The 13,308-nt window shown below is 63.9% G+C and carries 12 protein-coding genes and 1 riboswitch; of the genes, 6 read left to right on the top strand and 6 right to left on the bottom strand.

Going from position 1 to position 13,308, the window contains the following annotated elements; translation table 11 throughout:
- The first annotated feature begins 43 nt into the window (after nt 1-43).
- Nucleotides 44-154: riboswitch (TPP riboswitch) on the top strand.
- A 179-nt stretch (nt 155-333) separates the two neighbouring features.
- From HNS03_RS00820 to HNS03_RS00810, 3 genes are all read left to right on the top strand, one after another.
- A complete protein-coding gene (locus HNS03_RS00820; RefSeq protein WP_367192363.1) occupies nt 334-1,077 on the top strand; it encodes an ABC transporter permease in 744 nt (247 codons plus the stop codon).
- A gap of 93 nt (nt 1,078-1,170) precedes the next feature.
- Nucleotides 1,171-2,115: an ABC transporter substrate-binding protein gene (locus tag HNS03_RS00815; RefSeq protein ID WP_367192362.1), complete on the top strand. Its 945-nt coding sequence runs from the start codon at nt 1,171-1,173 to the stop codon at nt 2,113-2,115.
- A 220-nt stretch (nt 2,116-2,335) separates the two neighbouring features.
- Nucleotides 2,336-2,971, top strand: coding sequence for a peroxiredoxin (locus tag HNS03_RS00810; protein WP_367192360.1), 636 nt, complete (start codon nt 2,336-2,338; stop codon nt 2,969-2,971).
- Nucleotides 2,972-3,478: 507 nt separating this feature from the next.
- On the opposite strand, the gene HNS03_RS00805 is transcribed toward HNS03_RS00810, so the two are convergent.
- Together HNS03_RS00805 and HNS03_RS00800 are read right to left on the bottom strand one after the other, a co-directional pair.
- Nucleotides 3,479-4,159 (bottom strand): hypothetical protein, encoded by a 681-nt coding sequence (locus tag HNS03_RS00805; protein WP_367192358.1) that lies wholly within the window; start codon nt 4,157-4,159, stop codon nt 3,479-3,481.
- 317 nt (nt 4,160-4,476) lie between these two features.
- Nucleotides 4,477-5,169, bottom strand: coding sequence for a CBS domain-containing protein (locus HNS03_RS00800; protein ID WP_367192356.1), 693 nt, complete (start codon nt 5,167-5,169; stop codon nt 4,477-4,479).
- Nucleotides 5,170-5,459: 290 nt separating this feature from the next.
- Between HNS03_RS00800 and HNS03_RS00795 the strand changes: the two genes are divergently transcribed.
- Nucleotides 5,460-5,807 (top strand): phasin family protein, encoded by a 348-nt coding sequence (locus HNS03_RS00795; RefSeq protein WP_367192355.1) that lies wholly within the window; start codon nt 5,460-5,462, stop codon nt 5,805-5,807.
- Between the two features lie 66 nt (nt 5,808-5,873).
- On the opposite strand, the gene HNS03_RS00790 is transcribed toward HNS03_RS00795, so the two are convergent.
- Nucleotides 5,874-7,628, bottom strand: coding sequence for a PHA/PHB synthase family protein (locus HNS03_RS00790; RefSeq protein ID WP_367192797.1), 1,755 nt, complete (start codon nt 7,626-7,628; stop codon nt 5,874-5,876).
- Nucleotides 7,629-7,869: 241 nt separating this feature from the next.
- Complete coding sequence (locus HNS03_RS00785) at nt 7,870-8,547, bottom strand: helix-turn-helix domain-containing protein (RefSeq protein ID WP_367192353.1); 678 nt, start codon at nt 8,545-8,547, stop codon at nt 7,870-7,872.
- Nucleotides 8,548-8,912: 365 nt separating this feature from the next.
- On the opposite strand from HNS03_RS00785, the gene HNS03_RS00780 reads away from it, so the two are divergent.
- Nucleotides 8,913-9,392, top strand: coding sequence for a response regulator (locus HNS03_RS00780; protein WP_367192351.1), 480 nt, complete (start codon nt 8,913-8,915; stop codon nt 9,390-9,392).
- Nucleotides 9,393-9,398: 6 nt separating this feature from the next.
- On the opposite strand, the gene fixJ is transcribed toward HNS03_RS00780, so the two are convergent.
- Nucleotides 9,399-10,040 (bottom strand): response regulator FixJ, encoded by a 642-nt coding sequence (gene fixJ, locus HNS03_RS00775; protein ID WP_367192349.1) that lies wholly within the window; start codon nt 10,038-10,040, stop codon nt 9,399-9,401.
- 263 nt (nt 10,041-10,303) lie between these two features.
- The gene (locus tag HNS03_RS00770) at nt 10,304-12,106 is read right to left on the bottom strand and encodes an HD domain-containing phosphohydrolase (protein ID WP_367192347.1); all 1,803 of its coding nucleotides are present in this window, start codon (nt 12,104-12,106) and stop codon (nt 10,304-10,306) included.
- 246 nt (nt 12,107-12,352) lie between these two features.
- On the opposite strand from HNS03_RS00770, the gene ubiA reads away from it, so the two are divergent.
- Entirely contained in the window at nt 12,353-13,294 is a 942-nt protein-coding gene (ubiA, locus tag HNS03_RS00765; protein WP_367192346.1) for a 4-hydroxybenzoate octaprenyltransferase, read from the top strand.
- Nucleotides 13,295-13,308: the final 14 nt, after the last annotated feature.

Raw genomic sequence — 13,308 nt, 5'->3', positions numbered from 1 at the left:
AGCCGCAGGGCTTGCGGCGGCGATCGGCTTGCGCAACACTGGGTGTCGTTCCGAGGGGTGTTCGCACACGCGAGCTGAGATGGTGCCGGCCGGTACCGAACCCTTTGAACCTGATCCGGGTCATACCGGCGAAGGGACGGACACGACCGCCGCTCGTCATCCCCGGATCTCCCGATTCCGCTTGTTTTGGACGGTAGATCCCATGCTGCATCCTCTTCTTTTCTCCCTCGACGTCTCGCGGCCCCGTGCGCAATGGGCCGTTGCCGGTCAACGCCGGCACGTGACCGCGCGCGTCTGACGCGTTCGCTCCACGCGTCCCGCGTCTTCGCTGCGATGTCCGTTCTCCGCGCCATTCTGGTGGCAGCCGGTCTCGTCCTCCTTTGGGAGGCGGTGATCCGGGTGTTCGCCTTGCCGCCGTTCATCCTGCCACCCCCGTTGGAGGTGGCGAGCGCGTTCAACACGCGCGGCGCCTACCTCTTGTCCAATGCGTTGGTGACGGCGAGTGAAATCCTGCTCGGGCTCGCCATCGGCGTCCTGTCGGGCATGGTGACGGCGCTGACCATGAGCGCGTTCCCGCCGGCGCGCCGCGTGATCCTGCCGGTGGTGATCGCCACCCAGGCCCTGCCGGTGTTCGCGATCGCGCCGCTGTTGGTGCTTTGGTTCGGCTATGGCATGGCCTCCAAGATCGTGATGGCGACGCTGATCATCTATTTCCCCGTGGCCTCCGCCTTCTATGACGGGCTTGTACGGACCGAGGCCGGCCTGTTGGAGCTCGCCCGGCTCAATCGGGCGAGCCGGCTGCAGACGCTGGCGCTGATCCGCGTGCCGGCCGCGCTGCCGAGCCTGTTGTCCGGGCTCAAGGTGGCCGCCGCCGTCGCCCCGATTGGGGCCGTCGTTGGCGAATGGGTGGGCTCCTCCGCCGGGCTTGGCTTCGTGATGCTGCACGCCAATGCCCGGCTGCAATCCGACGTTTTGTTCGCCGCGTTGGCGCTTCTCGCCGTGATGGCGGTCGCGCTCAGACTCGCGGTCGACGCGCTTGCCCGACGGCTGACGCCGTGGGCGCCTGAAACGCAATAGGGCCTGAGCCTCCGACGGTTCCCGGCGCCGGAGGCTCTGATCTCTCCTTCCCGTCACTTAGCCGCGAAATAAAATCGCAAGGAGACTTTCGTCATGTTCCGATTGGCCGCTGCGGCCCTGCTATCCGCCTTGATTTCCGTCGTGCCCGCCAGGGCTGCGGAGCCCCTGACCGTGCTGCTCGACTGGTACGTCAATCCCGATCACGCCCCGCTCGTGATCGCCAAGGAGAAGGGATATTTCGCCGACGAAGGATTGGACGTGGAGCTCGTCGCTCCCTCCGATCCGAGCGCGCCGCCGCGGCTGATCGCGGCCGGCGATGGCGATGTTGCGGTGACCTATCAGCCGAGCCTTTATCAGCAGGTGGCGGAGGGGCTCCCGCTGGTGCGGATCGGGACTTTGGTCGCGACCCCGCTCAACACGCTGCTCGTCCTGGCCGACGGACCGGTGAAGGAGCTGTCCGATCTCAAGGGCAAGACCGTCGGCTATGCGGTTGCCGGCGTCGAGGACGCGCTGCTCGGCACCATGCTCGCCTCGGCCGGAGTGTCGATCGACGATGTGGAGCTGATCAACGTGAACTTCGCATTGTCGCCGGCGCTCTTGTCCAAGAAGGTCGATGCCGTGATCGGCGCCTACCGCAACATCGAGCTTCCGCAGCTTCGGTTGCAGGGCGTCGACGCCCGCGCCTTCTATCCGGAGGAGCACGGGGTTCCGACCTATGACGAGCTAATCTTCGTCGCCAAAAACGACCGACTCGACGACCCGCGCTTGGCCGCTTTTCTGAGGGCGGTCGAGCGGGCGGTGATGTGGCAGACCAATCATCCCGAGGAGGCGTTCGAGGTGTACGCGAGCGCACATCCCGATCTGAACGACGAATTCAACCGCGAGGCCTTTGCCGCCACGCTGCGCCGCTTCGCGCTGCGTCCCGCCGCACTCGATCACGGCCGCTACCAGCAGTTCGGCGCCTTCATGAAAGAGCGCGGGCTGATTGAGGAGACGGTCCCGGTCAATCAATTCGCCGTCGAGCTGGACCCGCATTGAGCGGGTGTGCCGGGCGAACCGGTTTTCGACTTACCGGGAATCGCTGAGACCGGCGACGATCGGCCGCCTGTCGGCGTATTTCGTTTGGGGCTAATGTGCGTATGCGGCGGGGAACGGGAAAATCTGTTTCGCACCCCGCCGCAAGAACGAGACGCCATTTCTAGATCTCAGGGGCTGCGAGGCCCACATAAACGAACACCCAACGAAGGAGGTACGTGCCATGGCTCTGCTCATCGGCGATACGGCGCCCGACTTTGAGGTCGAGTCGACCAGCGGCCCGATCAAGTTCCATGACTACATCGACGGCTCTTGGGCCGTCCTGTTTTCGCATCCGGCCGACTTCACGCCGGTGTGCACCACGGAGCTCGGCTATACCGCCAAGCTGAAATCGGAATTCGACAAGCGCAACGTCAAGGTGATCGGCGTGTCGGTCGATCCGCTCGACGACCACGAGCGCTGGTCGAAGGACATCGAGGAGACTCAGGGCACGGCTCTGAACTTCCCGCTGATCGCCGATCCCGGCCGGGTGGTCGCTTCGCTCTACGACATGATCCACCCAAATGCGGACACCACCTTCACGGTCCGCTCGGTGTTCATCATCGGCCCGGACAAGAAGATCAAGGCGACCTTCGCCTATCCGGCCTCGTCGGGCCGCAACTTCGACGAGATCCTGCGGCTGATCGATTCGCTCCAGCTTACCGCGAAGCACCAGGTCGCCACGCCGGTGAATTGGAAGTCGGGCGAGGACGTAATCATCGTGCCGTCGGTGTCCGACGAGGACGCGAAGAAGAAGTATCCCGACGGCTGGAAGGCGCTGAAGCCCTACCTGCGGCTCGTTCCGCAGCCGCAGGACTAGAGCGCGTTTCCAGGCCAAGTGGAAACCGGTTGTCCGTTCGGACGCGCGTCGAAACAAGAACTTCGACCCGCTCCGTGACTCCGGGAAAGCGGGCCGGGTCTCGTTTTTGCGCAGACCGCCGACCAAAGCGAGTTCCGTTTTTCGCAAAGGCCGGCGCGATAGAAAAAGATCGAGAGCATCAGGCGATGCTGATCGTTTGCTGATGCTCTCGGTCGAAAGTGGCGCTCCCTCGTTCCGCTCGCCCCGGCGAAGGCCGGGTGAGGGCTGAGTGGGTAAAGCGCGCGAATTCAAACGATTGTCCCGCTCTTGAAGAGCGGTCGATAGAGCCTGTGCCGTTCGAATTGACTCAATTTGAACCGGACATGCTCAACCTATTGAATCTGCAGTCATTTCTTATTGCTCGGATGTTTCCATCTGAGCGGAAAAGTCTTCAGGGCCCGTGCTTGGGAAAGGCGCGGGCTCTTTTTGTGCGTGGGGGAAAAGACGAAGTCTCGGGGCCCGTGGGGCTCACCAGGTCCGCGAGAAACTCGCGAGCACGGTGCGGCTGATATCTTCCGACATGACATTGCTCACGGAGGCCGAAACGCTCAGGCCGAAGCCGAGCGCCTGTTCGGCGCGCAAGTTGGTGTGCCAATCGTCGTCGTCGATGGAACGGAGATTTTCCGCCACGAAAGCGGTTCCACTCGGCTTGTAGTCGACGCGGAAGGCGTTGATTGCACCCCAATCCGCCTCGGCGCTGGTTTCATTGCGGACCAGCGAATAGGTGTCGGTGAAGCTGGCCGAGACCCGTGCGCCGATCGCCCACGTCCGCGTGGTCGAGACGTTGATCGTGCTGGAGCGGGCGGATGGGTCGACCCGAAACTCAAGCTTCGCGCTATCCCAGGCAAGCCCTGCGCCACTGCCGGGCAGGGTGAGCGACGACCACACCGCTCCGGTGGGTTCGGACGGCGGCAATCCCGGACGCACGCTCGGGATCGGCGGCGCGGCCACCTGGAAATTGAGATCGGTGCCCACCTTCGGGATCCACCAGCGCGGAGTGCGGGTGCTCACCGTCACGGCATAGTTGCGGTTGGTGTCGCCTGACAGGGCCAGATCCAATGGCCGCACATCGTCGGCATATGCCGAAGCGGCGGACGCCGTCAGAAGGGCGGCTAAGGTCAGACGGGTCAAAAAGGCCTTGGTGCTCATCACACAAGAATCCGATACGCGGCGGTGCGGCGCCTCCTTCCGCACCGAAGATGAATGACTTGTTTTCGGATTTTGTTGCGTTGCACACTATCACGGAATTGGACCTGTCCGAAGCCGAACTTTTCGGCAATCTGGACTTCCCCCCTCAAGTCTCTGCGAGGGCGGAACAATTCCGCGAACAAACGAAATTGGCCGATGCTTTTGCCCAATTCCGCGTCACTCGGCTCGAACGGGGCGGAGATGGACGATCAGGGCCGACCCTTTCCGCATCCCGCTCTCTTGAGACGCAGATCGACGCGTCCCGCCGGATGTCGGGGTCAGATCCAGCCGGGCATCGCCGGCACGATTTCGATGTGATCCTCCACCGATTTGACGCCGGCGGTGTTCTCCGCCGCGATGCGCAGCGCGTCGCGGATGCGTCCATCGACGACGGCACCTTTCAGCTCGACGACGCCGTTAGTCACGAGCACTTCGATGCTGGAGGTCGGAACCCAACCGCGCTCATGAATCTCGTCCACGATCTTGGAGCGGATCTCCAGGTCGTCCGCCGTCGCCGGGGGCGTGCCTTCGGCCCGGCGCACCAGCGCACGCAAAAAGTTGGCGCGCGCGACGATGCCCGTCACCTTTCCGTCCTTGACCACGGGCAGGCGGCGGTAGCCGTGCTTCTCCATCATCGCAACCACGTCGGAGAGCGAGGTGTCGGGCGACACCGTCACGACGTCGCGGGTCATCACGTCGGCCACCGTGCGGGCATGGGCGCGAACATATTCGTCGGCGAGCTTGGTCGCGCTCATGACCAGCTCCATCCAATGGGCATGGTCCTGCTCGGTGCCGATTTCGGAGCGGCGCAGAAGGTCCTTCTCCGTCACCATGCCCAGGAGCGCGCCATTGGCGTCCACCACCGGAAGTCCGCTGATGTGGTGCTCCAGCATCAAGCGGGCGGCTTCCGCGATCGTGGTCTCGGGCGAAACGGTCGCCGCGCCCACCGTCATGATGTCTCCGACCTGCATCTCACTACTCCCTGATGTTCGCTGCGCGTGGTGCACAAGGCACGTGCGACCGGTTGAATTGGCTACGCCCGAACAATTTATCGGGCGAACGGAAAAGCAATCCCTTGCGCGACGTCAATGCGGCCGCACATGAGATCCGTCAACGTCCTCCTGAGGGCCTGCCGTCGAGGCGGGCCGAGCAGGTTCGCGGAGTAAGCGGGTGCCGGTTATCCGCCCGCATCCTGCTCTGCTTTTTTTGAAGTGGCTGCAATGGCTTTCACGATCGCGGCCCGGAGAGAAGGGAGTTCACCATGTCTGACCAGAAGCAGCAGGAAACCGGCGCGCGCGCCTTTGCCGACGTGTTCGATTTCCGTCCCATGTTCGCGGAGAACGTGGTCTATCCGGGGCCGTTCTTCACGCTGTGGAAACGGATGGCGGTCGATGTTCCGCTCACCGTCGCGTCCGAAGCGCTGCGGTTCGCGGGCCATCGACTTGAGGCCCAGGCCGAACTCTATAGCGAACTCGCCAAGTGCGGCACCCTTTCGGAAGTGATCGACGCCCAGTCCACCTACATGCAGGACACCGCCGGCGACGTGAGCGCCGCGACCTCCAAGATGATGGAAGAGGCGCAGGCGGTCATCAGCCGGGAAGCGGTTTGATTTCGCAGAACGCTGCCAGGCGAAGCGGAAAACCGCTTCGCCTTACTTTGCTTTCGGGCTCTGTTCTTATTTCTGCATGACGTAGGTGCCCGGCGCGTCGCAAAGCGGGGGGTAGCCGGCGTCGGAATTGCCCATAGTCGGCGGCGCGACCCGATCCGGGGAGGAATGGTTGGCGAGCCAGTCGGTCCATGCGCTCCACCATGAGCCATCGCGTTGCGGCGCGGTGGCAAGCCAGGTGTCGGGGTCGACGTAGGGCCCATCCTCCAGCTTTTCCAGAATACGGTGGTGCGCCTTCGGATTGGAGGGCGGCGCGACGATGCCGACATTGTGGCCGCCGCTTGCGAGCGCGAACGTCACGTCGGCATCGGTGTAGAGGTGCAGCTTGAACACCGAGCGCCACGGCGCAACGTGGTCATGTTCGGTGCCGACCGCGAAGATCGGCGCACGGATGTCCGACAGCGCGATCGGCCGACCCTCGACCTCGAAGCGGCCCTCCGACAAATCGTTTTCTAGAAACAGCCGGCGCAGATATTCCGAATGCATGCGCGCCGGCATCCGCGTGGCGTCCGCGTTCCAGGCCATCAGGTCGGACATCGGCGCCCGATCGCCCATCAGATAGCTGTGCACCAGCCGCGACCAGATCAGATCGTTGGAGCGCAGAAGCTCGAACGCGCCGGCCATCTGCTTGGAATCGAGCGTGCCCTGGGACCACATCAGGTCCTCCAGGAAGCGCACCTGGCTTTCGGAGATGAACAGGGTGAGCTCGCCGGCTTCCTCGAAGTCGACCTGGCCGGCGAACAGGGTGGCGCTCGCCAGTCGGTCGTCGCCGTCGCGGGCCATGGTGGCGGCTGCGATGGAAAGCAGCGTGCCGCCGAGGCAGTAGCCGGTCGCATGGATCTTGCGGTCCGGCACGATCGCGTTGATCGCGTCGAGTGCCGCCATCACGCCGAGCTCGCGATAATCGTCGATCGAAAGCTCGCTGTCTTCGGCGCTCGGGTTCAACCAGGAGACCATGAAGACGGTGAAACCACGTTCGGTCAGGAAGCGCACCAGCGAGTTTTCCGGCGACAGGTCCAGAATATAATATTTCATGATCCAGGCCGGCACGATCAGGACCGGCTCGGCATTCACGTCCTGGGTCGCCGGCTCGTACTGGATTAGTTCGATCAACCGGTTGCGGTAGACCACCTTTCCGGGAGTGACCGCGACGGTCTCCCCGGGCCGGAAATCTTCCGCACCCACCGGCTGATCGCCGGTCGCGCGGCGCTGCCAATCCTCCAGGAAGTTCTGCGCGCCTTCCAGGAAGTTGCGCCCGCCGGTCTCGAAGCCGCGCTTCAACACCACCGGATTGGTCGCGACGAAGTTCGACGGGGAGACCATGTCGAGAAGCTGCCGGGTGGCAAACTCCACGATCTGCTCGTGATGTTTCGACACGCCGGGAACGCCCGTGGTCGCGTTGTGCCACCATTGCTGCTGCAGCAGAAAACCTTGCTGGATCAGATTGAACGGCCACTTCTGCCATTCCGGATCGGCGAAGCGCTTGTCCTGATGCAGCGGCTCGATGCAGGGCGTCGGGGTGTCGGTGGAGGTGGCGCAGCGCCCGGCATACTCCGCCAGGCGCGTCAATTTCCGGGCCGCCTTCACCGAAAGCTGGACATTCTTGCCTGGCGCCCAGGCTAAATGCGTGCCCCAGTCGAAAAAGGCGGAGGCCATCGCCATTGGCGCGAGCCCGCCAGTCACGCGGGCGACGGAGGCGTGGGCGGCGCGATCGATCGTCTCGGCAAGCTCGTCGAGCGCGTCCGTCTTTTCGCCGTCGCTCAGCGGCGCCGGTGGGGCCGACCCATCGCTTCGGTGTTCGGGCTTGGGGGCAGGCCAAAAAGGAGTGGCGAAAGCGAGGGGGGAGGGCGCGGATTGCGTCTGCGTCGGATGGGAGGTCACGGTTCCGACTCCGGATCATCTAGGGGAGAACACGCGGCGCGACCGGCAGGGAGGAACTGCCTCGTCAGCCGCTTTCATATTTCAGATGGGAGTGTCGGCGGCCATCCTCAACGCCGCGGGCGCATTATGCCGCAAGTTGGCGGCGGCGCACCGTGATCTTGCGTGACCCCTCCAGCGAGATCACGCCGAGGTCCTGGAGCTGCGTGATCGTGCGCGACACCGTCTCGATCGTCAGCCCGAGATGATCGGCAATGTCCTGGCGCGACATGGGAAGCTCCACGACGCCGGCATTGGCGTGATGACGGGTCAGCGCTTTCAGGAAGGCGGTCACGCGCTGTTGCGCGCTCTTGTGGCCGAGCAGGACCACATGGGCCTGGAGCTGCGCAAACGAGGTTGCGACCGTTCGACACATGGCAGCGCAAAGGGTTGGTTCGCGCGAGGCCGCATCCTTGAACGCCGACTTGCGTGCCATGGCGAGCTTGCACGGCGTGACCGCTTCCGCGGAGAAAGCGTGGACCTCGTCGAGCTCGAAACCGAACACGTCGCCGGGGAAATGGAAGGCGCAAATCTGCCTGCGGCCGTCTTCCAGATAGCTGCAGATCCGCACCACTCCGGACATGACTTCGTAGACGTGCTCGGCCGGCTCGCCATCGGCGTAAATTTCGCCGTTGCGTTCGACCAGAATGGTTCCGCCGAGGCGCAGAAAGACATCGCGGAGGCTGGCGTCCGGCATGGCTTCGTCCGGTGCGCTCAGCGCGGAATAGGTGCTCTCGGAGCGATCGAGAAGGTGAGACTGCAGCATCACTGGCCCTCCACAAACGTGGGGAACGTTATCGGCCCGAGCGGCCCCCGACTATTCAGACATTGCCCCTAAGGGATTCTCCTTACGTAGCCGCACCAGCTCGCGCATGTCGGAAAATACCCTCACATCGGTGCGGGATATTGCCGCTTCGGCACTCCAGGGTTTATCGAAACTGTCCGGATCGAAAGGTATCCGTCCTTTGGCTCCCCGTTTGCATCGCCGCATATCCGGCGGTCGCGTTGATTCACGTCAAGGGGTCCGCGGCGGGTGCTTTCTACCATCGTCACCTGGGCGTTCGGAACGAAGCGGTCAGGTTCGCTACCGAAGCTCAAGGACCAGACGATGGGCCGGTTTGGGGACTACCGATGGTCAGAAGCGACACATTGGCAATGGATGACACACTTTTCAGTGCTAGCGACGTCGACGGCGAAAGCGCCGCAGACCGAGCCGAGGCGGCGACTTTCGACCCGGAGTCGCCCCCGCGCGCGCAAACCGAAGTGCTGCTCGTGGAAGATGACGACGCGGTTCGGGAATCCCTGCGCACGGTTTTGGAACTCGACGGCTATGCCGTGTCGGAATTTCACAGCGCCGAGGACTTTCTGAAGGCCGCCCGCTTCTCGGCGCTGAGTTGCGCCATCATCGATGTGAACCTGCCGGGCATCAGCGGATTGAAGGCGCTGGAGAAGCTGCGCGCGGCGGGGAACTGGGTGCCGGCGATCGTGGTCAGCGCGCGTGCAAGCGAGGAAACCCGCGCCGAAGCACGCCGTCTGAATGCGCTCAGAGTGCTCGACAAGCCGATCGATCTGTCGTTGCTGCTGACCGCGTTGGCGGGCATCGGGCTTTGAGAGGGGTCAATCGGCCGTAGTGGGCGCGTCGGTGTGCAAGAGCCCCTCCGCCACGAAGGTCAGCCGGACCAGCTCCGACAGGCTCGACACCTTCAGCTTGTGCATCACGTTGGCGCGGTAGATCTCAACCGTGCGTGGGCTGATGCCGAGATTGTGGGCGATGACCTTGTTGGCGTGGCCTGCGATCAGCCCTTCAAGCACGTCGTGTTCGCGGTGCGTCAGTGCGGCAATGCGCGAGGCGGCATCGGCGCGGGTCTGTTCGCTGCGCCGGGCCTTTTCCCGCATATCCAGGGCGGCAAGGACACGCTCGACGATCTGGTCGCCGTCGAACGGCTTTTCGATAAAATCGAAAGCACCGGATTTGAGGGCTTCGACCGCGAGCGGCACGTCGGAATGGCCGGTGATGATGATGACCGGCAGCACGCGGTCGATCTCGGCCATGCGGTGAAGCAAGTCGATGCCGGTCGTGCCCGGCATTCGCACGTCGGTAATCACGCAGCCGCAATCGCCGTTGCCCACGTCCTCCAGAAAGGACGCGGCGGATGCATGCGCGATCGGAATCAGCCCCGCCTGCTCAAGCAGGGTCGATAAGGCATCCCGAATCGCTTCGTCGTCGTCGATGATGTGGACGGATCCCGTCCCGTCCATGGTGCCGCGCCCCCTTCGTCCCGATCTCGACTACCGGATTGGTCCATGACCTGAACACTCTGATATTAGCATGTGTTCATGGAATGGCAGTCGCAAATCATTTTCGTTTTCATGGAAACTGCGACAAATGGCCGTCGTTTGGGCCGACGGTTCCAGAGAGTGCTCCGTTCGGGCTCACTCAATCCGAACAAATCGGATCTTATCAAGCTATTGAATCATTTATCTTTTATCGATTCGGCGATTCCGTGGGAGCGGAAAAGGCTCTAGGTGCGCTGCTGCCGGAAGGTTTCGCAGGCCCCGTCGTCGAGCGCGGCAAGGCAGGCATCCACGATGCTGGCGTCGTAGCGGCTGCCCCGGCCCTCTTTGATTTCCGCGATCGCGGCTTCCAGCCCGAGGGACGGCCGATAGGGGCGGTGATCGGTGATGGCGTCGACGACGTCGGCGACCGCCACGATCCGGCCTGCAAGCGAGATCGCATCGCCGGAAAGCCCTTGCGGATAACCGCTGCCGTCCAGCCGTTCGTGATGCTGTAGGACGGCGAAGCCGATGTCCTCGGGCAATCCGGCATCGCGGACGATTTCGTAGCCGACCTGGGTGTGGGTCTTCACCAGCGCGAACTCTTCCTCGCTCAAGCGCCCGGGCTTGGTCAGGATCTCGACCGGAACGCCGATCTTGCCGATGTCATGGATCAGGGCGCCGAGGCGGAGCGTGTCTACCCGCTCTTGCGGCAGCCCGAGCCGTTTGGCGATGAGCGTGACCAGTGTCGCGACCCGGCTCTGGTGGCCGGCGGTGTGCGGGTCGCGCTTTTCGATGGTGCGAGCGAGGGCTTCGATCGCGGTCGTGAGCAGGTGCCGCTCGCGCTCCAGCGCTCTCAGCCGAGCCGATTCGGCAACCTGGTACCGGTCTTCGCTTTCCAGGGCGACCAGAGCATGGCCGATATCCTGGCCGATATTTTGAAGGATGGCGCGGTCGTTTTCCTCAAAAGCGCCGGCATCCGCACCGAAGACCGCAAGCGCTCCCCGCGCGCGTCCGGTTGCGGCTTCCTGGATTGGAATGGTGATCGCCGACCTCAGCCCGTGGCTGTCGGCTTCGCTGCGCCAGGAGGCGTGGGCAGGCTCGGTGCGTAGATCGTAGGCGAACTGAACCTCGCCGGTGCGGATCGCCCGGCCGATCGGGCCGGGGTCGGTGGTCGTCGTTTCGTGCCAGCCGGCGGGCGACGTTTCCGACGCGTTGGTCCATTGGCCGGCCGAGGCGACGAGACGAACGGTTTGGCTTGCGTCGTCGGAGATGAGGCCTGCCCAAACCAACGCAAAGCCTCCGACGTCGGCCAGCGATCGACAGACGGCCTCGAACATCGATTGAGGGTCACGGGCGGAGACGATCGCCCGATTGGCATGAAGGAAGGCGCGCAAACCGCGGTTGGCGTGTTGGAGGCGCGCGCGCAGCGCTTCGCGGGTTGCGGTATCGACGAACACGCCGACGAGGGTATGAAGCCGACCGGACTCGTCGAACATGGCGCGACCGCGGGCCAGTACCCAGTCGGTCCTGCCGTCGCGGCGTTGCAGGCGGAACGAGGCCTCGTAATGCTGAGGATCCGCGCCATCGGAGCGGGTGTGCGGCAGCGTCACACCCTCCCGGTCCTCCGGCAGGATCCGCTCGGTCCATTCGCGCAGCGAGAGCGATTTGGTCGGTTCGCCGAGAATCGCCTCGAAGCTCGGATAGGCGGACACCTGGTTGCTGGCCCGGTCGTAGCGAAACGCTGTGGTGCCGGTGGCCGCCATGCCGAGCCGAAGCAGGTCGTGGGTGCTGGTGGCGTCGCGTTCGGCGGTTTCGCGCCGGCGTATCTCCAGGCGGACAAGGGCGAAGATCAGGATCGCCGAGAGGGTAACGAAGGCCAGGCCTTTTCCGGTCTGCATTGCCTGGCTGGTGGGGCCGTCACCGAAGAGGGCAAGCACGATCCGGTCGCTTGCCAGAACCCAGAACACCGCGAGCGCGAGATAAAGACCGGCAATGCGAAGGGCCGCTTGGCCATTGTGCTTCGCCTGGCCTTTCCAGTTCGATTGCATGTCGCGCGCCGAGGTTTTGAGAATGGGTCGGTGTCCAAATCCCTGTGGCCGGACCTGCCGCCCCCCATGCAGCGCGTTCCGTTGAAAATTTCAGGTCAGATCTTGGCTGCGATTGTAGCAGGGCTGGATGGAGCCTTTGACTTAGGAAGACTGCGTATTTAAGTGCGGGCCCGATTGGAGTGGCGAGCAGGCGAATGCGCTGCTCTTCATCCTCCAGATACTCCAGCACGGAAGCTTACGCCGCCCATGACCTCCAGTGCCCCGCTACCCGATACCGTCCGCGGCCACTGGGTCGAACGCTATTCGCCGGCCTGGTTCCTGCCCTACGCGCGAATGGCCCGGCTGGAACGGCCGATCGGCTGGCAACTTCTGTTGTGGCCGTGCTGGTGGTCGCTGGCGCTGGCGAGCGATGCAGCCGGCTATGCGATCCCGAACCCCTGGTACTGGGTGTTGTTTCTGATCGGGGCCGTCGCCATGCGCGGCGCCGGCTGCGTTTTCAACGACATCGTCGATCGCGACCTGGACGCCCAGGTCTACCGCACGCGCGGCCGGCCGATCCCGTCCGGTCAGGTCACGACACGGCAGGCGGCGGTGTTCCTGGCCATCCTTGCGCTGATCGGGCTTGTCGTCCTCCTCCAGTTCAACCGCTTCACCATCGGCATGGGGATCGCCTCCCTGTTCGTGGTCGCGATCTACCCGTTCATGAAGCGGATCACCTATTGGCCGCAGTTCGTGCTCGGCCTGGCCTTTTCCTGGGGGGCGTTTTTGGGCTGGACGTCAGTGTTCGGATCGCTGGATTGGCCGGCGGTGTTCATCTATGTCGGCGCGATCCTATGGACCATTTTCTACGACACGATCTACGCCCACCAGGACAAAGAGGACGACGTCCTGGTCGGCATCAAGTCCACCGCGCTCTTGTTCGGGCCGCGCACCAAGCCGATCCTGGCGGCGTTCGGCACCGGGGCGGTTCTGGTGCTCGCGCTCGCCTGCGGTCTGATCCAGGCCGGCCCGCTCGCCTATCTGGGCCTTGCCGGCTTTGCCGGTCATCTCGCCTGGCAGGTGAAGACGCTCGACATCTCCGATTCGACCGTGTGTCTGCGGCTGTTCCGGTCCAACTGGCATGCCGGCTGGTTCTTCTTCGCGGGTCTGGTCGCCGATTCGCTGGTGAGGAATGGCGGCTTTTTCTGACCCGCGACGGACGC

The sequence above is a fragment of the Amorphus sp. 3PC139-8 genome (genome assembly GCF_040750475.1).
Classification (GTDB): domain Bacteria; phylum Pseudomonadota; class Alphaproteobacteria; order Rhizobiales; family Amorphaceae; genus Amorphus.
The sequence above is the reverse complement of the archived record's forward strand: the minus strand, read 5'-3'. Positions and strand labels throughout refer to the sequence as shown.